The sequence below is a fragment of the Sphingobium fuliginis genome, from assembly GCF_015074805.1.
Lineage (GTDB): Bacteria > Pseudomonadota > Alphaproteobacteria > Sphingomonadales > Sphingomonadaceae > Sphingobium > Sphingobium fuliginis.
Window position 1 is genome coordinate 221478 of record NZ_CP060037.1, and the last position, 24617, is coordinate 246094.

A 24617-nucleotide genomic window follows, 5' to 3' on the forward strand; every position below is an offset into this window, starting at 1 on the left:
CCCGCCATCTCGGCGTAAGCGGTAAAAATCCCCCACTGGCTGGCTGAGCGACTACGGCGAGGTCGGCGGAGTAATTTCGGCGATCAGGCGGCGCTGGCGAGATTGCTCATTTCGAACGCGGTTTGTCCGGCGTTTGTATCGACCCAGTTGTACGGCAGCAAATCGTCGATCGCATCGGTGTCGGAGCGCGTGATGATCCGGGCAAGCACATCGGAGAGGTAGGCGTAGGGCTCGATGTCCAGCATCTTGCAGGTTTCGACCAGCGAGGCGATCGCCGCCCAGTTTTCGGCGCCAAGTCGGTGGCCGGCGAAGAGCGCATTTTTTCTCTGGAGAGTCACCGGCCTGATGGCGCGTTCGGCGGTGTTGTTGTCGATCTCGATGCGGCCGTCGTCGAGGAAGCGGGTGAAGCCCGCCCAGCGCTTCAGCGCGTATTTCATCGCGTCGCTCGTCGCCGAGCCGGCCATGATGCGTGGGCTGGTGGCGGCGAACCACTCGTGGAGCTTATCGATCAGCGGACGGCTTCGCTTCTGCCGGATAGCGAGGCGCTCCTCGGCATGGCGACCGCGGATTTCCTTTTCGATGCGATAGATTTCGGCGATGCGCTGCAAGGCATCCTGCGCGACCGGAGCATCGCCGCCCGCGTCGATAAACTTGCGGCGCAGATGGGCCCAGCAGTAGGACTTCCGGACGCCGACGTTGGCGCCTTCTTCCTGCCCGAACTGGTCGTAGGCTTGCCAGGCATCGACCTGCAGGATGCCCTGGTAGGCCCCCAGCAACTGTTTCGCCCACATCTTTCCGCGGCCCGGCAGGTAGGTGTAGAGCGCCAGAGGCGGGTCGGCACCGCCATGGGCCCTCTCGTCACAGACGATGACCCACATGTAGCCAGTTTTGGTCTTACCGGTTCCCGGTGCCAGCACCTTGACCGTGGTTTCGTCTACGAACAGCCGTGATCGGGCAAGGGCATCCACGCGCATCCGGGTGACGATCGGCATCAGCGCCGCAATGCCCCGGCCGACCCAGTTGGCGAGCGTGGCGCGGCTGATCTCGATGCCCTGCCGCGCGAAGATCTTCGACTGGCGGTAAAGCGGAAGGTGGTCGCAGTATTTGTTGATGAGCACATCTGCGATCAGTGCCTCGGTCGGCAAGCCGCCGGGCACCACGTGCGCCGGTGCCGATGCCTGGTGCACGCCATCGGTGCAGCAGCGGCAGGCATAGCGCGGCCGGATCGTCACCATGACGCGGTGCTGCGCCGGGATGATGTCGAGCCGTTCCGAACGGTCCTCACCGATCTTGTGCAGCGCGCCGCCGCAGGCGCATTCCAGGCTGTCGGGCTCGATCACCACCTCGAAGCGCGGTAGATGCGCCGGCAGCGATGCGCGCTGTGCATCGGCAGGCCGGTGCTTGCGAGGCACGAGGCCATAACGCTCGGTTTCCTCGTCCGTCTTGTCCTGCAGGCCCTGGGCTTCGCCAAGGGCAACAGCCTGGTCTTCCAGCGCCAGTGCGAGCTGATCGGCGGGAAGCTTCTCCGAACGCTTGCCGAAGGTCGTGCGGTTGATCAGCTTGAGGATATGCTCGCGGGCGCGCTCGGCCAGCAGCATCGCCTTGAGCTGCTCGACGTCGTCGGGGAGCTCGTCGTATCCGGCCTCCGGGCCAGTCGCTGCGGGGAGTTCGGGATGCGCCGCCACGCCTGCATCCTAGCCGGATTTACCTCGATAGGAACGGCCTTGCGCCAGGCAGAATCAGGCATGCGACCTACTGCGCATGAAGCGGTTTGGGCACTCGCGGCACGTGCACGCGCGACCAGTCCAACCCCTCGATCAGGGCCGAAGCTTGCGCCGCCGACAGCTTCATCACGCCGTCTCCCGGACGCGGCCACCGGAACTTTCCATCGTGCAGACGCTTCGTCACAAGCACGAGCCCGGTGCCGTCCCAGACCAGGAGTTTTATCCGATCTGCCCGACGCGCCCGGAAGATGAACAGCACGCCAGAGAAGGGATTGAGCCGGAGTTCGCGCTCGACCAGAGAGGCGAGCCCTATCATTCCCTTCCTGAAGTCCACGGGCCGCGTCGCCACCAGCACCTTGAGCGGTCCAGGCGGGATGATCATGAGTTCACCTGCACCGCCAGCAGCACCCGCTCGATGTGATCCGCGCTCACGTCGGACGGGATACGGATCGACAACGCGCCGGTCTCGATGACGATCTGCCCGCCCACCGATTGCGACGGCACGCCGGGCAACAGGCCTGCATTCTCCCGGTCGACCATCGCCGGCACGAAGCTCATGGCCTCGGCCCGCTCCCGCAATCCACGCCGCCATGTGTACAGCTGCTGCGGATACATCCCATGTCGGCGCGCCACCTCCGACACATTCACTCCCGGCTCCAGGCTTTCAGCGATGATCCGCGTCCGGGCCTCGGGTGTCCACCGGCGCTTGCCACCGGGAGTTTCGATCACATCAAGCCGTTCCGCCCGGCCCGTCACGCTCGTTTCGAAACTTGTTTCGAAATCAGTTTCATCGCTCATCGGTCACCTCGCCATCCAACACGGCGAAACTACCAACTCCTGTCAGCTTGAAAATGTGGGGGATTTTTACCGCTTACATCTCGGCTGCCGCCATGACAGCATTACCGGCGGCGATGATCGGGTTCAGCATCAACTGCTGGAGCGGGAGTTGGGGCGCGATCTCCTGCCGGCGGGTGGCCGTGGCAATCACGGTCAGCGGGGTCATGCCGCGCTGGCCCGCCACCAGACCGATAAGGAAGGAGCGTAGCATATGAATTCTCCGATCAAGGAACGAGGGGTTTTTTTCAAGCGGTCTTTGACCCTCGGGAACGCGTGCTGTGCTGCGCCAGAATGGAAACCAGATCGCGCACGCTCTCGCGCAGCGCATCGACGCCTTCAGCATTGTAGCCGTTCGCCATAGTCTCAGGAACGTGCAAGGCCTGGTTCCGAAGCGTCTTGCCCCGTTTGGTCAGCGTGACCACAACGCGCCGCTCATCATTCTGGTCGCGGGCGCGGGAAAGCAAACCCGCACCCTCCATCCGCTTAAGCAGCGGCGTCAGCGTGCCGCTGTCGAGATAGAGTCGCGCACCCAGAGCCCCGATCGTCTGCGGCTGCTGTTCCCACAAAACCAGCATGACGAGATATTGTGGATAGGTGAGGTTCAACTTCCCCAACACCGGGCCATAGAGGCGGCCCAACAGATTGGTCGCTGCATAGAGCGGGAAGCAGATCTGGCGGTCGAGCAGGAGCGGGTCTTCCTCCAACCCCAAGGTCAGCCCCGCGTCGCTCACCGCGTGGTCACGTCGAGTTGAACGTCGACATTGCCTTTCACCGCGTTCGAATAGGGACAGACGGCATGAGCAGCCTGAACGATTTTCTCGGCTGCCGCCTGATCCACGCCCCTGATCGTAATGCCAAGCGTTACGGCGAGCCTGAAGCCACCCCGGTCGTCGGGGAGCAGCCCCACTTCGCCGGTCACCTCGACATCCTCGTCGCGAACCCTGTCGGCCTGCGCACGGGTCACATGAATGACCGCATTCTCGAAGCACGCGGCATAGCCGGCCGCGAAGAGCTGTTCGGGGTTGGTGGCACCGCCCTTGCCGCCAAGTTCCTTTGGCATCGCCAGTTGCAGATCGAGGATCCCGTCTTCGCTGCGAACGGTCCCGCTGCGACCTCCAATAGCCGTGACCTTGGTAGTATAGAGATGGCCCATAGGTTCTCCTGCCAGACTTGCGATTCCTATACGCAGTCCTATCGCTGGCAATTAGATTGCACGCAAGACATTATCGTTAGCAGCGACGCTAGTCGTCTCCTTCAGCAGACACTGACGGATGACATGGACTAGCGTTCTTTGGACCCCTCCCAGCCGAGCCCGAGCGCCTTGTGGAGGCCCACAAACGCACGAACGAACTGCCCCTGTGCTTCCACCGCGGAGATGTCCGCCGTCAGCGCCGCGCGTTCTGCGTCTATGGATGATGTCAGCGGTGCAGCTCCGCGCTCGAACCGCTGGGCTGCGAAGCGAGAAGACTGCCGGGCGCCCTCGGCGCTCCGGTAGCTCGACAGGAGGGTCGCGCGCAGATTGCCGAAGCGCGACAGGCTCGTCTCGGCATCGGACAGGGCGGCAAGGACGGACTTGCGATACTGCGCCTCCGCCTCGTCCCGTCCGGCGCGGGACTGCTCCACCCGGGCGCGATTGCGGCCGAAGTCGAGAAAGCTCCAGTTTATCCGCGGCAACAACAGGCTCGACACATTGTCGGTATCCACGACGTCGCCGATACTCGGGCCGCCAAGGCCGATGATTCCCATGATGCTGACCGAGGGAAATTGGCGCGCGACGTCGACGCCGATCTGCGCGGTGCCAGCGGCCAGTTGCCGTTCGGCGGCCCGGACGTCGGGCCGGCGCCGCAGCATCGTCTCAGGATCGCCGATCGCGACGCTCGCGGGGACGGAGGGGATGGCCCCGGGGGAGGAGAGGGTAGCATCATGCGCACCCGGCTCGTCGCCCGTGAGCAGCGCAAGCTGGTCGAGCGTCACCGCGATTTGGCCTTCGAGCGGTAACAGGCCGCCTTGCGTCCGGTTGAGTTCGGTGCGCAGGCGGACGACGTCGTCGCGCGACGACGCGCCGCGCCGCTCGCGCTGTTCGAGAAGCGCAAGCGACTGCGCCAGCAGCGCGGCGGATCGGCGCACCAGCACCAGGCGCTGCTGGAGTTCTCGCAACGTCACGTAATTATCGGCGATCTCGGCGGAGAGGCGGACCTGCGCGTCCGCCACGTTTGCACGCGCCGCGTCGGCCTGCGCGGAGGCGGCTTCCGCGGCGCGGCGGCGCCCGCCGAACAGGTCGATCTCCCAGGAGGCGTCGAGGCCCGCGTTGTAGAACTCGGCCTTGATCCGGTCGTCCTGCTCTCCCTGCGATGGGAGGGCGAGAGATCCGGCGGGGAGGTCCGCAATGATGGCGGTCCCAGTGGCTGATATCGAGGGCAAGCGGTTGGCCCGTTGCTCACGCGCGGCGGCGCGGGCCTTGCGCACTCTCGCCTCCGCGATCGCGACATCGGGACTGGCGGCGAGCCCACGCTCGACGAGCGCGTTGAGGCGCGGGTCGGCCATCGCCTCCCACCACCGCGCCAGCGGGGGATCGGCGACGGTTTGGGCAGGGTCGGCGCGGCGGAACGTCGCACCAGTTCTTTCGGCACTCGCGACGGGGCGTGGCCCCTCATAGTCGGGTCCGACCGTGCAGCCGGCAAGCAGAAGCGGTACAGGGATCAGGAAGCGGATCATCAATGCATGGCCATCTGGGTGCCGGAGGGGATGGGGCGAAGGAACAGCGCCAGCGGGGTCGTGACGGCGATCGCAATCGCGAGGACGACATAGAGGTCGTTATAGGCCATCACGGTCGCCTGCTGGAGCATCTGGCCCGCCAGTTGACGATACGCCCCGGCTTCGCCGGCCGCCCCCGCCATCGCGCGACCGAACCATTCCTGCGTCGCCGCCGCGTTCGCCGACGCTGATTCGGCGATCCGATTGAAATGCAGGAAGGTTTGACGATCCTGAAGGGTTGCCATCATCGCGAGACCGATGGACCCGCCCAGGTTGCGGCCAGCATTGAAGAGGGCGGACGCATCGCCCGCGTCCTCGGGCGCGACGGCGCTGATCGCCGCCTGGTTGAGGAACATCATCGCGAAGATCTGGCCGAAACCCCTTACCAGTTGCGATCCGACGAGGTCGCCGCCAGCGGTATCCGCCGTCATGCTCCAATCCATCGCGCAACTGATCCCGATGGCGACCATGCCGATGATGACGGCCACGCGGACATCGAGATATTTGAAGGCGAGCGGGAGGAACGGCATCAGCAGCAGCGCGGGGACGCCCGACACGAACACGACCTGCCCCGACTGCAGCGCGCTGTAGCCGGCCATTACCGCCAGAAACTGAGGAATCAGGAAGGTCACCCCGTAGAGAACGACGCCGATTACGAGGCTCAGCACGAACACGCTGCCGAAGGTGCGGCTGAAGATCAACGACAGTTTCAGGACCGGCTGCGGCGACCTCACCTGGCCGATGGCGATGAGTGTGAACCCAAAGACCGTGGCGATGGCGAGCTTGATAATCATCGCCGATTCAAACCACATCTCCCGCTGCCCCTCCTCCAGCATGACGGTAAGCGAGCCGAGCCCGATCGCCAGCCCAGCGATGCCCAGCCAATCGGCGTTCCGCAGTTGATTGAGGCGCAGGCGCTCGTGATCGAGGCCGACGAGCAGCAGCACAGCCAGGCCGGCGCACACGGGCACGTTCAGGAAGAACGCATAGTGCCAGCTGTAATTGTCGGTCAGCCATCCGCCGATGATCGGGCCGAGCACGGGTCCTAGGATGGCTGTCCCGCCGAAGGCCGCGGTCCCGATCGGCTGCTGTGAGGGTGGCAGCCGCGTGGCGATGATCGTCATGGCGGTCGGAATGAGCGCGCCGCCGGTGAATCCCTGACCGACGCGACCGGCGATCATCATGGGCAGCGTCGTCGAGAGGCCGCAGATCACCGAGAAGCCGGTGAACGAAACGGCGGCGGCGAGCAGGAAATTTCGGAGGCCCAGTAGCCGTACAAGGAAGGGGCTGAGCGGGATCATGACGATCTCGGCGACCAGGTATGACGTTGCCACCCAGGTCCCCTCGGTCCCGCTGGCGCCGATTTCCCCCTGAATTGTCGGCAGCGCCGCGTTGACGATCGAGATGTCGAGCAGCGCCATGAAGGACCCGATCGTGCCCGCGGCGACCGCAAGCCAGTCCCGCGCGCTTGCGCGTTCACGGGTCATCGTCGCTGGACCTGCGCCTCGTCGCGCCCAAGCCGCTCGCTCTCCTCCTCGATCCGCTTGCGGCTGCCCTTCGCACCGATGGTGTCGATCGTGACCTCCACCGATAGTCCGGGCCGCAGGACCTTGCGCGCTTCGGGTCCGGCCTCGATGCTGATCCTCACCGGCACACGCTGGACGATCTTGGTGAAGTTGCCGGTCGCGTTCTCGGGCGGCAGCACCGAGAATTGCGCACCGGTGCCGGGTGCGAAGCTGTCGATCCGGCCGCGCAGTTCGGCCCCGTCCAGCGCATCGACCTTGATGGTCGCCGGCTGGCCGACGCGCATGAGGGCGACCTGGGTCTCCTTGAAGTTCGCCTCGATATAGAGCTGGTTCGCCGGCACGATCGACATGAGCCGGGTCGCGGGCTGGACGAACTGCCCCACCCGCACCGCCTTGTCGGCAACCACGCCGTCAATGCTACTGCGAAGCTCGACAGCGCCAAGGTCGGTCGAGGCGCGGTCGAGTTGCGCTTGCGCGGTTTCCCGTTGAGCCAGAGCCTGGCCGATGCGGGCACTCTGCGTTTCCAGCCCGCGCCTTGCCGCCAGATAGGTGGCGCGTTGGGCGCGCAGGTTGGCGACCGCGCGATCGCGCTCGAGCACCAAGGCCGCCAGCCGCTCGCGCGACTCCGCCCCGGACTGCGCGAGCGGCTCGTACCGCCGGACCTCCGCGGCTGCGGCCTCGGCGGCGACTTCGGCTGCGGACACTTGCGCCGCCGACTGCGCGATGGCCGCGCGCTGCTCGTCGAGCGTGCTGCGTGCTGTCCGGATGCCGGCAACGGCCGAGGCGACCTGCGCCTGCGCCTGTGCGACGCTTGCACGATAGTCCCGCGGATCAAGCACTGCCAGAAGCTGCCCGCGTCTCACGGGCTGGTTGTCACGCACGAGAACCCGTTCGACATAACCGCCCAGTTTGGGAGAAACGGTCACGAAGTCGGCCCGCACATACGCATTGTTCGTCGATTGACGATACTGCCCGCGTTCCCGATAATTGACATACCACATGGCGGCCGCGACGATCCCGGCCACCAGCGCCGCGATCAGCGCGTAGCGGATAACGGGATATCGCGTCAGGAGACCCGGTTTATCTGGCGCATCCCCATCAGTGCCAGTCGGTCGGTCGCCGCGCTCTTCCCCTTCGTCGTCATGCCCGCTCGCATCTGTCTCGGGTTCGTTGCGATCTGCCACTCTTCAACCTTGTAATATGTAAACCGTATCGTATCATAGTAATTGATGCGGCTGTTTTCTACCTTCGATTTTGATCGGAAAAAAGCGATTGGCCGGCTGACGCACCCATCCAACATGACGCCTGCGGTCGCGGCTGCAAGCGTGTGGGCGTATTCCACCATAATCCCGGCTGGAAGCGCTTCAACTTGACAGCATTCGCTTTCCAGAACCTGAGCAGGGATCTCCGCCGTGGGTTCGGGATAGGGACTGGAGTGCCTACGGCCGAATGCTCGCAAGACATAAGCAGAGCCCCGCCGTCGTCGACGTTGGCGAAGCCGATCAGTTTTCGGTCGCCGCCGGGCTAACCTATACCCCCCGATATCGACGCGCGGCGAGACCAATCAGCGTCAGGCGAATTCACACAGAAATTCGCACTGTGCCGCACATACAATCGTGTCCGGGCTATCCTGCCATGCATCAACGTGGGCGACCGCGACGCGCCGCCCGATCCTGCGCAGATTTGGCCGCGCCGTGACCGGGGCGAGCCGCATCGGGGCAAGAAACTGCACATTGATGCTAATGAGTTGGGGCAGACAGTTTCGGTCGAGCCGGTGTGACAGGACAGCGCTGCATGCCAGTTCGAGAAACGCCGTGATGGCGCCGCCGTGAAGCGCCTGAGCCAACGGATTGCCGACGAGTTCCGCGGTCGGAGACAGCTTCCAGAGCGCGCCAGCCTCCTCGACCGAAATCATCTTGGCGAGCTTCGAGCTGAACCCCGACGAGGCAAGGATCGCTTGTATCTTCGCGTCGGCGCTCATGCCGCTGCCCGGTGTTTCACCGAAAAGACGGCTTGTGCCGTGGCGAATACATCTGAAGGGTCTTGGTCCCAGACCTCTACGCGCACGAAGGCGAATGCGTCGGTCATCCGGTAGCAATGTCCCCAGGCCGTCACATCGGACCCAGGCGTCGCCGGTCGAATATGGTCGATCTTCAGGTTCAGCGTCGAGATCGAGATCGGCATCTGCCGCGACATGATGGCGGCTCCGCACACATGGTCGATGAGGCTTGCCACCGCACCGGGCGCGATCCCGTCGGCATGGTCCGCCAAGGCGGCCCGACTGGGCAATCTCATCGAACACAACCCATCGTCCGCCGAGATCGTCACAAGATCCAGTTCGGCACTCCATGGAATGATTATGCCTGCGAAACCCGGAACGTCGGCCAAATCGCTCTCCTCACGGTGGCGCAATCTTTCCCAGCACCAATGAGGCGTCAACAGCAAATATGGAAATACACCGGACGGTTTACATCTGATGGCTGCTTGGCTAAGTTGCGTGGAGGTATGGAGACGCGCTCAAACCGCTTGTTGGTTTTCTTGGTCGTCGGCACGCTGCTTGCGACCCTCGCGGTTTTCGCCTTCTGGCTGATGACGGCCAAAAGTCCCGATGGCCAAGACTTCGTGATCCGGTTCAGCGACGACGTCCGGGGGCTGAAGGGCGGCGCTTCCGTGACATATGCCGGGGTTCGGGCGGGCGTTGTGACCGATGTCCGTCTCGACCTTCAAGATCCGTCAGTAGCCCTCGTCACGGTGCGGCTAGATCCAGACATCCCGATCTTGGATGGAGCTAAGGCCGAAATAGTGCGGTCGCTTCTCGGGGATGACGCCACGATCACGATCGACGGCAGTGTGAAGGGCGCCGCGGCGATCACGGCTTCCACCGATGGCGGCTTGCCCGTCATCCCCGCGAAGGAGGGAGGGCTCCTGGGTTCCGGCGGAGACCCGATGGCACTCATCGAAAAGATCAGCCGTTCCGTCGACAATGTTTCCAGCAATCTGGATGCCCGGGGACAGCAGCATACGCGCGAGCGACTGGCAGCGCTCAGCGCCGCCTCCTCGGCGTGGCCGGACAGGGCGACGCGGTTATCTGAAACGCTAACCGGGTCGCGCGGACGGATCCTCAGCACTGGCGCTTCAATCGCTCGCGCTGGCGAGCGAGCGGGCCGCATCCGTGCCAAGCTGGAAGCGCGTCGCGATGCCAGCCTTGGAATCGATGACAAGCTGAGCAGCGCTCAGCGCGCGGCGGAAGAGTTTCGTGGCGATGTGGAGGCGCTGCGCCCGGCCGTTCGCGCCCTCGAAGGCCGAAGCCGTGAGGTCACAGAGTCCGTTCGCTCGGCGCGATCCACGACACAGCGCCTCGGCGACCAGGTCGAGCGCGTTGATCGCGAAGGACTCCAGCTGTTCGGGGCGCCAAAGTTGCCCGATTACAATTCAGCAAAACAGTCGCCACCACCATCGCGCTAGCGCCAGCGTTTCGTGGTACGAGTGACGTTCATCCTCGGGACCGCCCCCGATTGTATTCAGGGACCTCCCCATATTGAACAAGGCGGTGGCCGTGAGCGCGTGAGCAGGACATGGTGGCGCATCTTGGCAACCGGTCGCCGATTTCAGCTTCAGCGACTATCAGGCATGGCGGAGGCGAGATTGAAATGAAGGTGCGATCGGGGAGCGGCAAGCGGGGCGGTCGGACTGGCAGGCCAACGGCAGAGGCAGCGATCCGCCTCACCTCCCATATTCTGCAAAGCGCTCGTGAAATGTTCTTCGAACATGGCTTTGACGGCGCGAGCGCTGATATGATCGCCGAGCGTGCAAAGATCTCGAAGCGGACCCTTTACGCCAGGTTCGGCAGCAAAGCGCGTGTGTTCGAAGCTGTGATCCTCGACGAGATTGACACGCAACTTCGGGCGCTGGAGCCGGCCGTCGATGCGGATCTTGCTGTCGTGGACAGGCTGCAGTCGATAGCCGATGTGCTTCTCGAGTGGCTGCTTACGCCACGTATCGCTTCAATGGAACGTGTCGTGATCGCGCAGGCCGTGCGCTTTCCTGCGCTTGCCGCCAACATTCACGAGTTCGGCTTTCAGCGCGCCGCTCAGTGGGTGGCGAGCATTCTCGGGGCTGCTGCCGCCAAGGGTGAACTCGATCTACCGGATCCCGTTTTCGCCGCTGAACAGTTCGTGACCCTCGTGGTCGTAGCACCGATGCGCCGCGCGGCACTCGGCCTCGCCCCCCCGGCCTATGATGAAAACGCCCGCGCCCGAGTCAGACGGGGCATCGAGCTTTTTATTATTGGCTGTCTACCTCCCGCACTCGGAACCGAGAATATGCAATGACCGAGGTCGCAGATGATATTCCGTTGAGTGAGCGGGAAAGATTTGGAGAGCTCGCGCGAATCTTCGCACGTCACGGACTCGGCGGCCTCGCCTCACGCGTTGGGTTGGCGAGCGGTCCGCTGACATGGTCCGTCGAGCCGGACGCATCAACTCGGGTAGTCGCGCTTCTTCGCGACCTAGGCCCGGTCGCAATAAAGCTGGGCCAGCTTCTCGCCACACGTGGCGATCTTCTGGGGCCGGAGTGGGTGAATGCGCTATCGACATTACAGGATCAAGTTCCTGCGGTACCATTCCACGAGATCGAACCCGAACTCGTCTCGTCTCTCGGTGCGCCCGTTGCTGATGTTTTCGCGCGCTTCGATCGGATACCAATCGCCGCGGCGTCGATTGCCCAGGTGCACGGTGCAGCCCTTTCCGATGGAACCGAAGTTGTCGTCAAGGTGCGCCGCCCGGGAATAGCGACCCGCGTCGACGCCGACCTGAGATTGCTACGACGACTTGCGCGTCTGGCCGAACGGCGCTCGCCGGAACTGCGGCGGCTCAAGATTGACGAACTGCTTCGCTTCTTCGCCGAGAGCCTGTCTCAAGAAATGGATCTGAGCGCCGAAGCGGCAGCATGTGAGGGGATTGGGTCATTTCTCGACACGCTAGGCGTGAGGACACCGAAATTCTTTTGGGACTATGTCGGCCGCCGCGTCAACGTCCAGGAGCGGCTTGAAGGAGTCTCGGTGCGCGGCGTCCTTATAGCAGCAGACGAGGTAACAGACGCGGCCGCAATTGCAGGCGCCTACGCGGACGCCATATTGCGCATGATCATCTTTTACGGCCGGTTTCACGCAGATCCCCATCCGGGGAACGTATTCGTGCTTCCAAGCCGAAAGATCGCTTTCATCGACTTCGGTGCCACCGGAACGCTGACTCCAAACCGTCGCTCGGAGCTGGTTACCTTGGTCCTAGCTATCGCGGGAGAAAATCCGCGCGCGGTCGCGGATGTGCTGATAAACTGGTCAGGCGACCGGACCGTTGAGGTGGATGGGTTGCAAAGGGATCTTGAGTCTTTGATCGGTCAATTTCGTGGCGCTGTCTTGAAACAGGTTGATCTGTCCGAGATATTCTCGCGCGTGTTCACGTTACTGCGCCAATACCGTCTGGCATTGCCGCCCGACCTTGCTTTGCTCCTGCGCACATTACTGACCGCCGAGGGATTGGTACGGACTCTAGACCCAGAGTTCGATATCGCGGCTAGGGCGATGCCGATCGCCCGCGAGCTTGCGCGCGAGCGAATTAGTCCTGCCGAACTGAGAAAAGGTGGGCGCCGCCTGGCAACAGGGATCGGCCGCTTGGCCGCAGCCTCTCCCGACCTGATTGGACTGGTGGAGAAAGTAGCAAAGTCAGGTACAATCCCGGTTCACGTGTCATTACCATCACCGAACAAGGAGAGGCCGTCGCCCCAAAGAGATATACTCGCTGCCGGTCTGATCGTAGGCGGAGCGGTTCTCTTTAGTCAACAAATATACATATCGCTAGCTTCATGGGGAATTGCTGTGGTCATATTGGCACTTACTAGAAATCGATAGATTTTACTGGTTGTATCCTCATCGACTTATGCCATCATAAAAAGGTGTTCAAAACGCTGGGCCAGGCCGCCGGGAGCTATGCGGCCCGGCCCAGCTAGGTTCACCTTCCCGCAAGCCCGGAGGGTGTGAGTGACTTGCCGGTGGTGAGTTCGTTTTCCAGCACGGGAACAGCCGTGCCGGCGATCTGCTGCAGCGCTGGGTCGGTGCCGTCTTGGGCGTATCCCTTGTGGATTGCCCACGCCGCTTGTTGCACCTTCGCCGACTGGGTGAGATAAAGGTTATCGAAAGCGCTCTTCGGTGCCTTTTTGCAGCAACTTGACAAGAGCAGCGCGGTCGGCCGACAACGCTGACGATGGTGCCTTGATCGTGCGCTGATCGTTTTTGAGCGCTGCCATCAGTGCTTTCTGGCTGCTTTGTGCCTCGGCTAGGACGCGCTTGGCGTAGGATTTGACGTCGTCCCGCTGCGCGCGCGTTGCGGCAAGCTGGGCAGCCTTTATCTGATAGACGTTCGCGTCCGACGCGGCGAGAACGTAGTTTGGGCCGCTTTGGCTGGCAATCGGCTCTACCCCGACATCCGCGCTGGTCATCGTTCCTGACGTGGATGGGGCAACTGCTTGGGCGAAAGCCGGCACCGACACCAAAGAAAGCAGCGCGGCGGAGATCACGATCTTCATCATTTTCCTTTCTGGTGGCTTATCTTGATAATTTGAATTCAAGTCCGCAAACGAAAAGGAAACCGGTTGGTTCCTTTTGTGGATCGGCTTAGAGTCTGTTTGGAAAATCAGGGGTGAGCGTTTCGGCGTAGGAGATTGCCGCCCATGGCGACGAGGATCATGGCCTGCGAGACGTCAATGCGCTTCTCGTAATCGCGGACCAATCGGCGCCATCGGATCATCCAGCCAAAGGTCCGCTCAACGACCCAACGCCGGGGCAGAACCTTGAAGCCCTGCTGCTGATCGCTGCGTCGAATGACCTCGACGACGAAATCCAGATAGCTTGCTTTGTCCATGAGTTTGAGGCGGTCATAGGCGCCATCGGCGAAGAGATGTTTGATCCAGGGCCAGCGTTTGCGGATGCCATCGAGGATGGTCTGGGCGCCCGCGCTGTCCGAAATGTCCGCAGTGGTCAGGTTGACCATCAGCAGCCGTCCATCGGTATCGACGGCGATATGCCGCTTGCGCCCGACAACCCTCTTGCCTGCGTCGAACCCACGCTTTTCTGCCGATGGCGCCTTAATCGACTGGCTGTCGATCACTGCTGCGCTCGGACTGGCCTCCCGCCCTTGGCGCTCGCGATCTAGCATCAGTTCGATGTCGTGGATTGTGGATCGGCGTGCAAAAAGGACCCCGTTATGGAGTGGGCCCCTGGGGTCGGACAGGTATCAGGCCGCGGATTTGACCATAGTTTTGGTGTGTAACTCCTCAAACTGCACCGGGCTCAAATAGCCCAGAGCGGAATGCAGTCGGCGTTCATTGTAGACGCGGTCGATGAACGGTGGAAGATGGGTGGCGACATCCTCGAAAGTCTCGAACGCCATCGGGTAGACCGCCTCGACCTTGAGCGTTTTCATGAAGCTTTCCGCCTTGGCGTTATCGTAAGGATTTCCGCGCCGGCTCATCGATCCGGTAATGCCATTGGCTGCCAGCAGCGCACGGTAGGAAGCGGCTGCGTACTGGGATCCACGGTCCGAATGATGAATGAGGCCCGGTGAGGGCTGCCGACTTGCGATAGCAGTTTCAAGCGCGGCAATGGCGAGGCGGGCATCGATCGACCGACCGATGGCATAGCCAACCACCCGCCTTGACCATGCGTCTAGGATGATCGCCACATAAGCAAAGCCACTCGCAATCGCGACATAGGTCAGATCTGCGACCCAGAGCTGATCCGCACCTGTCAGAGCGACGTCCTTTGCCAGGTCCGGGAAGATCGGCAGATCGTGATCACTGTCAGTCGTTGCGACATATCTCCGCCGTCTCCGCGGCTGAAGGCTGTGTTCCCGCATCAAACGCTTGATGCGCTTATGATTTGCGCAGATGCCCTGGTGCTGAAGGGCCGCCCGTACGCGTCGCCAGCCATAAGCCTCAAACTCATCGCAGATCGCCATGATTGCGGCCAGCAGATCGGCTTCGTCAACCCGCTTCACCCGCCCATGATAATAGGTTGAACGTGCGATACCCATCAGTCTGCACCCCTGGGAGACGGAGATGCCAAGGGGCCGGTGATGACGGATGTAGTCCCGTTTCTCGGCCGCGGTGCGCTTTGCAGAGCCCCCTTTAGAAACTCCAGTTCGAGAGCCTGCTTGCCTACCAGGCGTTCCAGCGCGGCGATGCGGGCCTCATATTGCTGGATGAGATCAGCCGCTTGCGCGTCATCGTCGAACTCGCCCGCCTCATACTTCTCAATCCAGACCCGGATCAATTGGCGAGAAACGTCATGACGCTTGGCCAGCCCATGCAATGTTTCGCCGCCCAGATATTCCTGAACGACCTGACGTTTGAACTCCATGCTGTGGGAACGGTGTCGCATTGGCTTTTCTCCAAAAGCCAAACCCACGGTCAATCATTATGGTCCCACCTGTCCGACCCCAGGGGCCCACTCCAATCGGGGGTCCCGTTTGCACGCCGATTGACAGACCAGACCCTATATGCGGGCGCGAGCAGGACTGGCGATGACATTATGGCTCACGGGCGAGCAGCAGGCGGCGATCGACCATTATCGCGCGATGCTGATCCTCAATCCCAATGACAATCAGGGCATCCGCTACCTGCTGGCAAGCGCCTTGCTCCAGCGCGACGATCTCGCTGGGCTGAAGGTGCTACTGCGCCAGTATGAAGGAGATGGAAGTGCCGCCTGGGCCTACACGCTGGCGCTGATAGCCTATCGCGAACAGGACCCGCGCGGTCCGGCGATTGTCCGGGAAGCCTGGGAGAGCAACTCGCATGTGCCTGCCATGTTGGCCGGCCTCAAACGCCTCGTTCCTTCTCGCGACGGCTACATCAGTATGGGCGGAGAGGATGAGGCGACCGCTTATGTCGAGGAAAACGGCGCCGCCTGGCGTGCCATCCCGGGCGCCATCGACTGGCTGGCCGAAAGAAGCACGGGGCTGAAGCCGCGACATCGCGGATGCCAGTCATGAGGAACGAACGCGCGCAAACGGTCGTTTGCGCAGCATCCAGACCGGTCCAGCAAAAACAACGCGCTATTCGTCGCACAAAGCTGTTGCCAAACGACATGCAAAAGCAACAGATAAATGCAGCATCACCCAAGCTGCTGGCTATGCTCGCGTGTCCAAGGCCGAAGACCAGGATACCGCCCCGCAGATCGAAGCACTCGAAGCCGCGGGCTGCACCCGGGTCTACGAAGAACATGCCTCGGGCGGCCGCTGGGATCGACCGGAACTCCACCGACTGCTCGACCGTCTCGAGCCCGGTGATGTTCTCGCAGCCTGGAAACTTGACCGGCTGTCGCGGTCGCTGAAAGATCTGCTGCTTATCCTCGACCGCGTCGAAAAGGCCGGCGCCGGATTCCGCTCGCTGACCGAAAATATCGACAGCACAACGGCATCCGGTCGCATGATGATGCAAATGCTGGGCTCGTTCGCCGAGTTCGAGCGCGCCATGGTGCGCGAACGAACGCAGGCTGGCCTGCGCTCGGCGCGTGCCCAGGGGCGCAGTGGCGGCCGACAACCCAAGCTCTCGCCCCACCAACAGACCGAGGTCATCACCATGCTCACCGCTGGCAGATCGACAGCCGATATCGCCCGCCTCTTCCGCGTCCATCGCGCCACCATCAGTCGCATCGTCAACAACTTCGCCGTCAAAGACGCCGCGCGAACTCCATAACGTTCCGCGTCCGTTCTTCGCCTTGGCCGTTTTTCAACCTATGAGGTCACTGCGCCTTGTTGCGCCTTTTCCCGGTGCGCCGCAGTCCAGGTGTACCAGGCTCCGAGTACGATCACAGCATGAGCCGCCAGCGTTGTGAAGACGACCCATTCCGCCTCGCCGCTGCACAACAGGCTGTAGATGTCCCATGCCGCGCCGACCGCTTCGGTTAGCACGATCACCGGGACCAGCGCGATGTATTTCCACGGCTGCCGCGCGCCCCACAGGGCGACGATACCGATCGCGGCCAGCTGTATCCCGACGATCAGCCAGGCATCGAGCAGCAGATCGAACACCGGCTGGCCCTGGCCCAGATCGATTCCCGGATAGATCAGGGACAGGGCCCCTGCATAGACCGGCGGCCAGAGCAGGACCAGATTGCACAGGTACCAGATTCCGCTGGCGATGAAGAAGATGCGCAGGCTTTGCATGGTTCGATCTCCAAAGGCTGCGCCGGTCAGTCGGCGACCGCGAAAATGTCGGACGTTGCGCCGGCGATCCGTGCAACCTTGAACGGCGCATAGTCGGGGCAGGCCATGAACGCTTGGACATCCGCCATCGCAGGGAAGCGGATGATCACCGTATAGTGCGGCGCCGCGCCTTCGCCTTCGAAGCGTTCGAACTGGTTGGAGCGGCAGATCAGTTCGCCGCCGAACCGCGCAACCATCGGCGGAACATTGGCTTGGTAGTCCGCAACCCAGCCATCGTCGTGCGAGGTGACGGAAGCGATGAAATAGGCGGCCATGGTTGTTCCCTCCGTGTCGTTAGCGGTCTGGTCTGCGGCTTTCGGTTCGCCGCGTCAAAAAAATCGATTGCCGGGGCGCGGCAACCCGAAATGATCGCGCAGGGTCGTGCCTTGGTAGTCCTTGCGGAAAATGCCCCGGCGCTGCAATTCGGGCACGACCCGATCGACGAAATCGTCGAGCCCCTCCGGCAGATAGGGGAACATCACGACGAACCCGTCCGAACCGCGCTCCTCCAGCCATTGCTCCATCTCGTCGGCGATCGAAGCCGGAGTGCCGACGAAGGCGAGCCCGGCATAGCTGCCGGCTTTCGCGGCGAGCTGGCGGATGGTGAGGTTGTACTGTCGGGCTTGCGTGACCAGCATTTCACGAGAGGTCTTGCTGGCGTTGGTATCGGGTATTTCGGGGAGGGGGCCATCGGGGTCGAACCCCGAAACATCGTGATCGAGCATGCCGCACAGCGAGTGAATCCCGCTTTCATAGTGAACCAGGCTGTCCAGGTGAGCGCGCTTGGCCTTGGCCTGCTCGACCGTGTCGCCGACAACGACGAGCGCGGCGGGCAGGATCTTGAGATGATCGGGATTGCGTCCGATCGGGATCATCCGCCCTTTCACATCGGAATAAAAGCTCTTGGCGGCGGCAAGATTCGAACCGGCGGCAAAGACGACTTCGGCGGTTTCGGCGGCAAGTTGGCGTCCAGGATCCGACGCACCGGCCTGGAAGATGACCGGCCAGCCTTGCGGAGGGCGGGCAATGTTGAGCGGCCCGCGAACGGAGAAATGCGGGCCCTTGTGATCGAGCACGTGCATCCGCGCGGGATTGAAATAGATGCCGCTTTCCGCATCGCAGACGAAGGCGTCTTCCGCGAAGCTGTCCCACAGGCCAGTCACGACGTCGTAGAATTCGCGGGCGCGCCCGTAGCGGCCGGAATGATCGGGCTGCACCTCGAACCCGAAATTCTTGGCGCTCTCGGGGTTGGACGTGGTGACGACGTTCCAGCCGGCCCGCCCGCCGCTGAGGTGATCGAGCGAGGCAAAGCGGCGCGCGACGTGAAAGGGTTCGTCGAAGGTGGTGGAGGCAGTGGCGACCAGCCCGATCCGTTCGGTGGCGCCAGCCAGCGCCGACAGCAGGGTGAAGGGTTCGAACGAGGTGACGGTGTGGCTGCGCCGCAGCGCCTCGACCGGCATGTTCAGGACCCCGAGATGATCAGCCATGAAAAAGGCGTCGAACTTGCCTGCTTCCAGCTTGCGCGCGAATTGCCGGATCGCGGCGAAGTTGAAATTCGCATCCGGGATTGCCCCGGGGTAGCGCCAGGCGCCGGTATGGATGCTGACCGGCCGCATGAACGCGCCGAGGTGAAGCTGACGTTGCAGGCTCATGCGTTTTGTTCCTTCAGGCTCGCGAAGACTGCCGGGGATCACCTTCCCTGCAGCTTTTCCAATATTTGGCGGGTCAGGACCGCTGTACTGCCGTTGCCGCCCAGATCGGGGGTCAGGACTGCTTGCGGATCGCGCAGGACCGCTTCGATCGCGGCCAGCACCATCGCTGCGGCTTCCGCTTCTCCCAGATGGTCGAGCATCATCGCCCCCGACCAGATCTGTCCGATCGGATTGGCAATGCCCTGGCCGGCAATGTCCGGAGCCGATCCGTGCACCGGTTCGAACATCGACGGATAGCGCCGCGACGGATTGAGATTGGCCGACGGCGCGACCGCTATCGTCCCGGTTACGCCGGGACCGAGATCGGACAGGATGTCGCCGAACAGATTGGATCCGACCACCACGTCGAACCGTTCGGGTGACATCACGAAGCGGGCGGCCAGAATGTCGATATGGTACTGGTCGGTGGCGATCCCGGGATATTCCGCGCCGATCGCCGCGAAACGCTCGTCCCAGAACGGCATCGAATGGTAGAGCCCGTTCGACTTGGTGGCCGAGGTGACATGCGGCCGGCCAAGCTTGCGCGCGAAATCGAAGGCGTAACGCAGGATCCGGTCGGTGCCGCGGCGGGTGAATACTGCCTGCTGGATGACGATTTCATCCTCGCCGGTGCCGGTGCGGCCGCCGATCTGGGAATATTCGCCTTCCGAATTTTCCCGCACCACCCAGAAGTCGATATCGCCGGTGCTCTTGTCGCGCAGCGGCGAGCGAATGCCGGGCAGCAACCGCACCGGTCGGAGATTGACATATTGATCGAATTCGCGCCGGATCGGCAGCAGCAGGCCCCACAGCGAGACGTGATCGGGCACCCCCGGGTAACCGACCGCGCCAAGGAAGATTGCGTCATGATCGGCAAGCCGGGTGAGCCCGTCATCGGGCATCATTTTCCCGGTGGCGAGATAGGTTTCGCAGCTCCAGTCGAAGTCGCGAAACTCGAGCGCGAAGCCGCATCGCTGCGCGACCGCCGACAAGACCTGCACCCCGGCGGGCAGAACCTCGCGGCCGATGCCGTCGCCGGGAATATTGGCTATGGTATAGCGGTTCAAGCGGGCTTCCCGTGCCGAAAGGTCAAAGGTAGGTGTTCAGGGTCTTGAGGACCCGGTAAGCCCCCAGGAATGTCGGCGCATCGACGCCGAGGCGTTCGGCGGCCTCGGCGAGCGGTCCCAGAATTTCGTCGACCTCCATGCGCCGTCCTGCCACCAGGTCATCGTGCATCGAGGTTCGCACCGGGCGATTCTCCGGCTTGAACCGGCCGACCATGGCCATCACCCCGGCGAGCGCTTCGTCGAAGCTTTCTCCGTTGATCTCGACGAGCCGTGAGACGGGCGCGAAGAAATTTTGCGGTTCGTACCCCAGCGCCTTGTAGATCGCCAGCAGGTCCTTGACGATCAGGACATACTGGGCTGCGCCTTCGCGCACCGCCACACCGTCGATAAAATCGAGCTCTTTGATGCCGCCCAGGGTGCTGGCGCTCCACGATGAAGCACTTCCGACCTGGACCAGTTTTTCCCAATGGACATGGGTGATGTCGGCAGTCGAGCGGGACCCCATCCCGGCCGAGTCGAGCGCCTCGGCCATTGTCCGGGTGCGATCGCTTTCCCCGCCTCCCAGTTCGCCGAAATAGGCGGTTACCGGGACGGCCATGTGGTTGAGCGCGCGGCCGGGTCCGAGCAGGGTTGCGCCGTCCATGATCGACCCGCCGATCACCTTGTCCTTGCCGAACACGGCCTGCAGCCTACCTTCCTTGCCAACCCCGTTCTGCAAGGTGAGGGCGCAGGCTGTCCGGTCAACCAGCACCGCCGCGTCGGCTAGCGCCTGATCGGTGCCCTTCGCCTTGGTCAGCAGGATGTAATAGTCGATCGCGTCCTCGACCTCGGCCGGGGTTTCGACCGCGATCAGGTTGTCGCGCTGCACGAACTGCGCCCGCACCCCTTCGATTTGCAGACCGCCCTGGCGGATTGCCTCGACATGCGGTTTGCGCGCGATCAGCGTCACTTTGTGCCCGCCGCGGGCCAGGAAGCCGCCGCTGACGGAACCAAGTCCGCCCGCGCCGTGGATGCAGAAGTGCAGTTGCCTGGTCATTGCCGATGTCCCGCGTCCGATCAGGCGATGCCGAGCTCGATGAGCTTGGCCCTGATCTCTTCCTTCTTCTGCGGGGTCACGTCCGCGACCGGCGGCAGGATCGGGCCGGCCTTGAGGCCGATCGCCTCATACCATGCCTTGATGTTCGCCAGCGCCGAAGCATAGGTCGCGGTGCGCGCGATATCCCAGACGAACTGGTCATGGTAATATTCGCGGACGTCGTGCAGGCCTTCCCACTTGGTGCGGGCCTCTTCCCATTTGCCCTGGTGGGCGAGGTTGATGTAGTCGCGCGCGAGGTGGCGCTTTTTGCCATAGAGCATGAACGACAGTTCGCCCCAGCACACCGTCCCGCCCAGCCGGAGGTCTTCGAGGAAGAAATACTCGAACGGCTCCATGGTGTTGAAGCCTTCGGGCATCAGGCTGCGGATCTTGATCGTCTCGGCGCGGTTGAGCGCACCCTGCTTGACCCCGATCACGGTTTCGAGATCGGCCAGGCGGCGCATCAGGTTCCAGCTCAGCACCGTGCCCGAAACCGGGGTGCGGTAGAGGCAGACCGCCATGTTGCTGCGATCGGTCAGATACAGGAACCAGGCGAAAATCTCGTCGTCGGTGCGCAGCTGGACGACCGGGTTGATGACCTCGGCGCCGTTGAAACCCAGCTTCTCGACGAACTGCATCTTTTCGAGCGCGAGGTGGACCGACGGGTCGAGGATGATCGTCCAGAGGTCGAGCCGCCCGGCGTTGGCCTCGGCGACGATCTCGTGATAGCGCATCCATTCGGACGGGGTGACGTTCCAGCATTCGGCGATGAAGCCGCCGACAACCAGGCCATCAAGGCCCATTTCGACGTATTTGTCGATGTTGTAGCGAATCCCGTCGATGTCGAACTTGTGGTCGGCGGTCATCGGGGTGATCGGGCACTGGTAGAACCCCCGGACTTTCTCGGTGGCCCACTTCTTGGCGTCCTTGCGATCGTAGTCCACAGTTCGTCTCCTTCACCCTTTGTCTTGTTGTGCTGTTGGTTGTGTGCCACGCTGGGTAGCGGCCAGCGCCGATTGAGCAGCGGCAAGGCGCGCGATGGGAACGCGGAACGGAGAGGCGCTGACATAATCGAGGCCGACCCGGTCGCAGAATGCGATCGAGGCCGGATCGCCACCGTGTTCACCGCAGATCCCCAGCTTGATGTCGGCGCGGGCCTCGCGGCCCAGACCGGCGGCCATCGCAATCAGCTTGCCGACCCCGTCGACATCGATGCTAACGAATGGGTCCGTGGCATAGATGCCCTTGTCGATGTAGCTGCCAAGAAACCGTCCGGCATCGTCCCGGCTGATGCCCAGCGTGGTCTGGGTAAGATCGTTGGTGCCAAACGAAAAGAACTCGCCAACCTTGGCGATTTCGTCCGCCACCAGCGCGGCGCGAGGCAATTCGATCATGGTCCCGACGGTGAATTCAACCGTCAATCCCTGCTCCGCGAAGACCGCTTCCGACACACCGATCACAATCTGCTTGAGCATGTCGAGTTCGCGGGCCGTGCCGACGAGGGGGATCATGATTTCCGGCACGACCGGTTGGCCGGTCTCCCGGCTCACCGCGCAGGCCGCTTCGAAGATTGCGCGGGCCTGCATCTCGTAGATTTCCGGATAGACCACGCCCAAGCGGCAGCCGCGGTGGCCGAGCATCGGATTGGACTCGGCCAGTTCCTCGGCCCGGCGCCTGAGCTGATCCACGCCGATGCCGACCGCGGAGGACAGCTCGGTGAATTCCGATTCGGAATGGGGAAGAAACTCATGGAGTGGGGGATCGAGCAGCCGCACCGTAACGGGAAGCCCCTGCATGATCTCGAAAATCCGGGCGAAATCGCTGCGCTGTTCAGGCAACAACCGATCGAGCGCGACGAGCCGCTCAGCCCCGTTCGTGGCCAGGATCATCTGGCGCATGAAGTTGATGCGTTCGCCGTCGAAGAACATGTGTTCGGTGCGGCACAGGCCGATGCCTTCTGCCCCGAACTGGCGGGCGACTTGGCAATCGGCCGGGGTTTCGGCATTGGTGCGCACCTTCATGCGGCGATGCCGATCGGCCCAGGCCATCACCGTCGCAAATTCGCGGTCAAGCGCAGGCATCACGGTTGGCAGGGCGCCCTGGAAAATCTCGCCGGTGCTGCCGTCGATCGTGATCAGGTCACCTTCGGCGAAGCGTACGCCGTCAATCTCCGCCGAGCGCGCCTGGTAATCGATCGCCAGGCTCGACGCCCCCGAGACACAAGGGCGCCCCATGCCCCGCGCGACGACCGCCGCATGGCTGGTCATGCCGCCCCTGGCAGTCAGAATTCCGCGAGCGACATGCATGCCATGGATGTCGTCCGGCGAAGTTTCCTGCCGGACCAGGATGACGTTTTCCCCCAGTTCGGCGCGCACCGCAGCCGTATCGGCGTCGAACACGACCGCGCCCGATGCAGCCCCCGGCGAAGCCGGAAGCCCCGATCCCAGCAGGGTCCGTGGCGCGTCGGGATCGAGCGTGGGATGCAGAAGCTGATCGAGCGAGGCCGGATCGATCCGCCTGATCGCCGCTTCCTCGGCGATCAGGCCTTCCTCGACCATATCGACGGCGATCTTCAGCGCGGCTTTGGCCGTGCGCTTTCCGGAGCGGGTCTGCAGGATATAGAGCTTGCCGCGCTCGACCGTGAATTCGATGTCCTGCATGTCCTGATAGTGCAGCTCGAGCAGCTCGAACAGGCGGGCGAGCTCCGTGAAGACCGCGGGCATCGCCTCTTCCATCGACGGCAGCTTGGCACCGGCGGCCGTGCGGGCTGCGAGCGTCAGATATTGCGGCGTCCGGATCCCGGCGACCACATCCTCGCCCTGGGCGTTGACCAGCCATTCTCCGTAATAGGCCTTGTCCCCGGTTGCCGGATTGCGGGTGAAGGCGACGCCCGTCGCGCTGGTTTCGCCGAGATTGCCGAATACCATCGCCTGGACGTTGACCGCCGTTCCCCATTCGCCAGGGATGCCGTTGAGGCGGCGATAGACCTTGGCGCGATCGGATTCCCAGGATTCGAATACAGCAGCGATTGCGGAAGCAAGCTGCTCGTCGACGTCCTGCGGAAAGGGAGCGCCGCGTTCGGCCTCGACGATGCCGAAGAACTCGCCGATCAAGTCACGAAGATCGGTGGCGCTCAGGTCCACGTCCTGCGAGACGCCGCGATCTTCCTTGGCCTTTTCCAGCGCGTCCTCGAACCGCGCGTGATCGATCCCGAGCACAACGCTTGCGTACATCTGGACGAAGCGGCGATAGCTGTCCCAGGCAAACCGCTCGTCGCCAGACGAAGCAGCCAAGCCACGCACCGTTTGGTCGTTGAGGCCCAGGTTGAGGATCGTGTCCATCATGCCCGGCATCGAGACCCGGGCGCCGGAACGAACCGATACCAGCAAGGGATCGTGCCGATCGCCGAACCTCTTGCCCACCGTGCGCTCGATATGGGTCAGCGCCGACCTGACTTCGCCATCGAGGCGCGCTGACTGGCTGTGGCGATCGCGCAGGAAATGAAGGCATTCTTCGGTTGTGATGGTGAAGCCGGGTGGGACAGGCAACCCGATTCGCGCCATCTCGCCGAGATTGGCGCCTTTGCCGCCCACTACCGCCTTGTCGCGGGCGCGCGAGTCATCATGGGAAATGCCGGGGCCGAACGTGTAGACGGTTTTCATTTGCTGCTAGTTTCCCCGCGGA

At 63.0% G+C, this 24617-nt stretch carries 27 protein-coding genes and 1 pseudogene; 5 read left to right on the forward strand and 23 right to left on the reverse strand.

The genetic code is table 11. The features are described from left to right. Positions 1–83 precede the first annotated feature (83 nt). The 11 genes from tnpC to H5V43_RS22530 form a co-directional block, all read right to left on the reverse strand. Positions 84–1598: an IS66 family transposase gene (gene tnpC, locus H5V43_RS22480; RefSeq protein ID WP_052816763.1), complete on the reverse strand. Its 1515-nt coding sequence runs from the start codon at positions 1596–1598 to the stop codon at positions 84–86. Between the two features lie 154 nt (positions 1599–1752). After that, on the reverse strand, positions 1753–2106 hold the full coding sequence (gene tnpB / locus H5V43_RS22485) for an IS66 family insertion sequence element accessory protein TnpB (RefSeq protein WP_130030094.1): 354 nt from the start codon (positions 2104–2106) through the stop codon (positions 1753–1755). Then, positions 2103–2522, reverse strand: coding sequence for an IS66-like element accessory protein TnpA (gene tnpA / locus H5V43_RS22490; RefSeq protein WP_025550813.1), 420 nt, complete (start codon positions 2520–2522; stop codon positions 2103–2105). The genes tnpB and tnpA overlap by 4 nt, the downstream gene beginning before the upstream one ends. A gap of 73 nt (positions 2523–2595) precedes the next feature. Beyond that, positions 2596–2772, reverse strand: a complete 177-nt coding sequence (locus tag H5V43_RS22495) for a hypothetical protein (RefSeq protein WP_037483596.1) — start codon at positions 2770–2772, stop codon at positions 2596–2598. A gap of 34 nt (positions 2773–2806) precedes the next feature. Then, positions 2807–3292 (reverse strand): MarR family winged helix-turn-helix transcriptional regulator, encoded by a 486-nt coding sequence (locus tag H5V43_RS22500; RefSeq protein ID WP_037483575.1) that lies wholly within the window; start codon positions 3290–3292, stop codon positions 2807–2809. Then, positions 3289–3714, reverse strand: a complete 426-nt coding sequence (locus H5V43_RS22505; protein WP_025550809.1) for an organic hydroperoxide resistance protein — start codon at positions 3712–3714, stop codon at positions 3289–3291. Before H5V43_RS22505 ends, H5V43_RS22500 begins: the two co-directional genes overlap by 4 nt. Positions 3715–3842: 128 nt before the next feature. Further along, positions 3843–5276 carry an efflux transporter outer membrane subunit gene (locus H5V43_RS22510; RefSeq protein WP_025550808.1) on the reverse strand — a complete coding sequence of 478 codons (1434 nt, stop codon included), beginning with the start codon at positions 5274–5276 and terminating at the stop codon, positions 3843–3845. Then, positions 5276–6802, reverse strand: a complete 1527-nt coding sequence (locus H5V43_RS22515; protein WP_025550807.1) for an MDR family MFS transporter — start codon at positions 6800–6802, stop codon at positions 5276–5278. The genes H5V43_RS22510 and H5V43_RS22515 overlap by 1 nt, the downstream gene beginning before the upstream one ends. After that, positions 6799–8025, reverse strand: a complete 1227-nt coding sequence (locus H5V43_RS22520) for an HlyD family secretion protein (RefSeq protein ID WP_025550805.1) — start codon at positions 8023–8025, stop codon at positions 6799–6801. The genes H5V43_RS22515 and H5V43_RS22520 overlap by 4 nt, the downstream gene beginning before the upstream one ends. A 386-nt stretch (positions 8026–8411) precedes the next feature. After that, positions 8412–8822 (reverse strand): PaaI family thioesterase, encoded by a 411-nt coding sequence (locus H5V43_RS22525; protein WP_025550803.1) that lies wholly within the window; start codon positions 8820–8822, stop codon positions 8412–8414. Continuing rightward, positions 8819–9229 (reverse strand): PaaI family thioesterase, encoded by a 411-nt coding sequence (locus H5V43_RS22530; RefSeq protein ID WP_025550801.1) that lies wholly within the window; start codon positions 9227–9229, stop codon positions 8819–8821. The genes H5V43_RS22525 and H5V43_RS22530 overlap by 4 nt, the downstream gene beginning before the upstream one ends. 117 nt (positions 9230–9346) lie before the next feature. On the opposite strand from H5V43_RS22530, the gene H5V43_RS22535 reads away from it, so the two are divergent. From H5V43_RS22535 to H5V43_RS22545, 3 genes are all read left to right on the forward strand, one after another. After that, positions 9347–10306, forward strand: a complete 960-nt coding sequence (locus H5V43_RS22535; RefSeq protein ID WP_025550799.1) for an MlaD family protein — start codon at positions 9347–9349, stop codon at positions 10304–10306. A 110-nt stretch (positions 10307–10416) separates the two neighbouring features. Next, positions 10417–11172, forward strand: coding sequence for a TetR/AcrR family transcriptional regulator (locus H5V43_RS22540; protein ID WP_229742716.1), 756 nt, complete (start codon positions 10417–10419; stop codon positions 11170–11172). Next, positions 11169–12749 (forward strand): ABC1 kinase family protein, encoded by a 1581-nt coding sequence (locus H5V43_RS22545; RefSeq protein ID WP_025550796.1) that lies wholly within the window; start codon positions 11169–11171, stop codon positions 12747–12749. The genes H5V43_RS22540 and H5V43_RS22545 overlap by 4 nt, the downstream gene beginning before the upstream one ends. Positions 12750–12849: 100 nt before the next feature. On the opposite strand, the gene H5V43_RS23730 is transcribed toward H5V43_RS22545, so the two are convergent. The 5 genes and pseudogenes from H5V43_RS23730 to H5V43_RS22565 form a co-directional block, all read right to left on the reverse strand. After that, positions 12850–13002, reverse strand: coding sequence for a DUF305 domain-containing protein (locus H5V43_RS23730; protein WP_229742718.1), 153 nt, complete (start codon positions 13000–13002; stop codon positions 12850–12852). Positions 13003–13027: 25 nt separating this feature from the next. Beyond that, complete coding sequence (locus H5V43_RS22550) at positions 13028–13426, reverse strand: DUF4142 domain-containing protein (RefSeq protein ID WP_229742720.1); 399 nt, start codon at positions 13424–13426, stop codon at positions 13028–13030. 104 nt (positions 13427–13530) lie between these two features. After that, positions 13531–14073, reverse strand: a pseudogene (locus H5V43_RS22555) (IS5 family transposase); the annotation flags it as partial. A 57-nt stretch (positions 14074–14130) separates the two neighbouring features. Then, on the reverse strand, positions 14131–14979 hold the full coding sequence (locus H5V43_RS22560) for an IS3 family transposase (protein ID WP_146032627.1): 849 nt from the start codon (positions 14977–14979) through the stop codon (positions 14131–14133). Beyond that, positions 14928–15275, reverse strand: a complete 348-nt coding sequence (locus tag H5V43_RS22565) for a transposase (RefSeq protein ID WP_037484504.1) — start codon at positions 15273–15275, stop codon at positions 14928–14930. Before H5V43_RS22565 ends, H5V43_RS22560 begins: the two co-directional genes overlap by 52 nt. 142 nt (positions 15276–15417) lie before the next feature. On the opposite strand from H5V43_RS22565, the gene H5V43_RS22570 reads away from it, so the two are divergent. Together H5V43_RS22570 and H5V43_RS22575 are read left to right on the forward strand one after the other, a co-directional pair. Beyond that, a complete protein-coding gene (locus H5V43_RS22570) occupies positions 15418–15885 on the forward strand; it encodes a hypothetical protein (RefSeq protein WP_052816769.1) in 468 nt (155 codons plus the stop codon). A 121-nt stretch (positions 15886–16006) separates the two neighbouring features. Next, positions 16007–16591 carry a recombinase family protein gene (locus H5V43_RS22575; RefSeq protein WP_052816771.1) on the forward strand — a complete coding sequence of 195 codons (585 nt, stop codon included), beginning with the start codon at positions 16007–16009 and terminating at the stop codon, positions 16589–16591. Between the two features lie 38 nt (positions 16592–16629). Here H5V43_RS22575 and H5V43_RS22580 read toward each other — a convergent pair whose 3' ends face one another. The 7 genes from H5V43_RS22580 to ppdK are packed head-to-tail and all read right to left on the reverse strand — an operon-like array spanning position 16630 to position 24595. Next, on the reverse strand, positions 16630–17061 hold the full coding sequence (locus H5V43_RS22580) for a BphX family protein (RefSeq protein WP_025551201.1): 432 nt from the start codon (positions 17059–17061) through the stop codon (positions 16630–16632). A 26-nt stretch (positions 17062–17087) separates the two neighbouring features. Further along, a complete protein-coding gene (locus tag H5V43_RS22585) occupies positions 17088–17375 on the reverse strand; it encodes a DUF1330 domain-containing protein (RefSeq protein WP_013834075.1) in 288 nt (95 codons plus the stop codon). A 54-nt stretch (positions 17376–17429) separates the two neighbouring features. Then, positions 17430–18752, reverse strand: a complete 1323-nt coding sequence (locus H5V43_RS22590) for an LLM class flavin-dependent oxidoreductase (protein ID WP_025551204.1) — start codon at positions 18750–18752, stop codon at positions 17430–17432. Between the two features lie 38 nt (positions 18753–18790). Further along, the gene (locus H5V43_RS22595; protein ID WP_013834073.1) at positions 18791–19858 is read right to left on the reverse strand and encodes a tartrate dehydrogenase; all 1068 of its coding nucleotides are present in this window, start codon (positions 19856–19858) and stop codon (positions 18791–18793) included. Positions 19859–19880: 22 nt separating this feature from the next. Then, positions 19881–20894, reverse strand: coding sequence for a ketopantoate reductase family protein (locus H5V43_RS22600; protein ID WP_025551206.1), 1014 nt, complete (start codon positions 20892–20894; stop codon positions 19881–19883). A gap of 20 nt (positions 20895–20914) precedes the next feature. Beyond that, positions 20915–21877 carry a dihydrodipicolinate synthase family protein gene (locus H5V43_RS22605; protein ID WP_025551208.1) on the reverse strand — a complete coding sequence of 321 codons (963 nt, stop codon included), beginning with the start codon at positions 21875–21877 and terminating at the stop codon, positions 20915–20917. 12 nt (positions 21878–21889) lie between these two features. Then, a complete protein-coding gene (ppdK, locus tag H5V43_RS22610; RefSeq protein WP_052816770.1) occupies positions 21890–24595 on the reverse strand; it encodes a pyruvate, phosphate dikinase in 2706 nt (901 codons plus the stop codon). Positions 24596–24617: the final 22 nt, after the last annotated feature.

Bases quoted from the DNA above. Each gene is read 5' to 3' on its own strand.
- tnpC (WP_052816763.1), bottom strand. From the start codon at position 1,598: ATGCTGCTGGCCGAGCGCGCCCGCGAGCATATCCTCAAGCTGATCAAC.
- tnpB (WP_130030094.1), bottom strand. From the start codon at position 2,106: ATGATCATCCCGCCTGGACCGCTCAAGGTGCTGGTGGCGACGCGGCCC.
- tnpA (WP_025550813.1), bottom strand. From the start codon at position 2,522: ATGAGCGATGAAACTGATTTCGAAACAAGTTTCGAAACGAGCGTGACG.
- H5V43_RS22495 (WP_037483596.1), bottom strand. From the start codon at position 2,772: ATGCTACGCTCCTTCCTTATCGGTCTGGTGGCGGGCCAGCGCGGCATG.
- H5V43_RS22505 (WP_025550809.1), bottom strand. From the start codon at position 3,714: ATGGGCCATCTCTATACTACCAAGGTCACGGCTATTGGAGGTCGCAGC.
- H5V43_RS22510 (WP_025550808.1), bottom strand. From the start codon at position 5,276: ATGATCCGCTTCCTGATCCCTGTACCGCTTCTGCTTGCCGGCTGCACG.
- H5V43_RS22515 (WP_025550807.1), bottom strand. From the start codon at position 6,802: ATGACCCGTGAACGCGCAAGCGCGCGGGACTGGCTTGCGGTCGCCGCG.
- H5V43_RS22525 (WP_025550803.1), bottom strand. From the start codon at position 8,822: ATGAGCGCCGACGCGAAGATACAAGCGATCCTTGCCTCGTCGGGGTTC.
- H5V43_RS22535 (WP_025550799.1), top strand. From the start codon at position 9,347: ATGGAGACGCGCTCAAACCGCTTGTTGGTTTTCTTGGTCGTCGGCACG.
- H5V43_RS22540 (WP_229742716.1), top strand. From the start codon at position 10,417: ATGGTGGCGCATCTTGGCAACCGGTCGCCGATTTCAGCTTCAGCGACT.
- H5V43_RS22545 (WP_025550796.1), top strand. From the start codon at position 11,169: ATGACCGAGGTCGCAGATGATATTCCGTTGAGTGAGCGGGAAAGATTT.
- H5V43_RS22550 (WP_229742720.1), bottom strand. From the start codon at position 13,426: ATGATGAAGATCGTGATCTCCGCCGCGCTGCTTTCTTTGGTGTCGGTG.
- H5V43_RS22565 (WP_037484504.1), bottom strand. From the start codon at position 15,275: ATGCGACACCGTTCCCACAGCATGGAGTTCAAACGTCAGGTCGTTCAG.
- H5V43_RS22570 (WP_052816769.1), top strand. From the start codon at position 15,418: ATGACATTATGGCTCACGGGCGAGCAGCAGGCGGCGATCGACCATTAT.
- H5V43_RS22580 (WP_025551201.1), bottom strand. From the start codon at position 17,061: ATGCAAAGCCTGCGCATCTTCTTCATCGCCAGCGGAATCTGGTACCTG.
- H5V43_RS22585 (WP_013834075.1), bottom strand. From the start codon at position 17,375: ATGGCCGCCTATTTCATCGCTTCCGTCACCTCGCACGACGATGGCTGG.
- H5V43_RS22590 (WP_025551204.1), bottom strand. From the start codon at position 18,752: ATGAGCCTGCAACGTCAGCTTCACCTCGGCGCGTTCATGCGGCCGGTC.
- H5V43_RS22600 (WP_025551206.1), bottom strand. From the start codon at position 20,894: ATGACCAGGCAACTGCACTTCTGCATCCACGGCGCGGGCGGACTTGGT.
- ppdK (WP_052816770.1), bottom strand. From the start codon at position 24,595: ATGAAAACCGTCTACACGTTCGGCCCCGGCATTTCCCATGATGACTCG.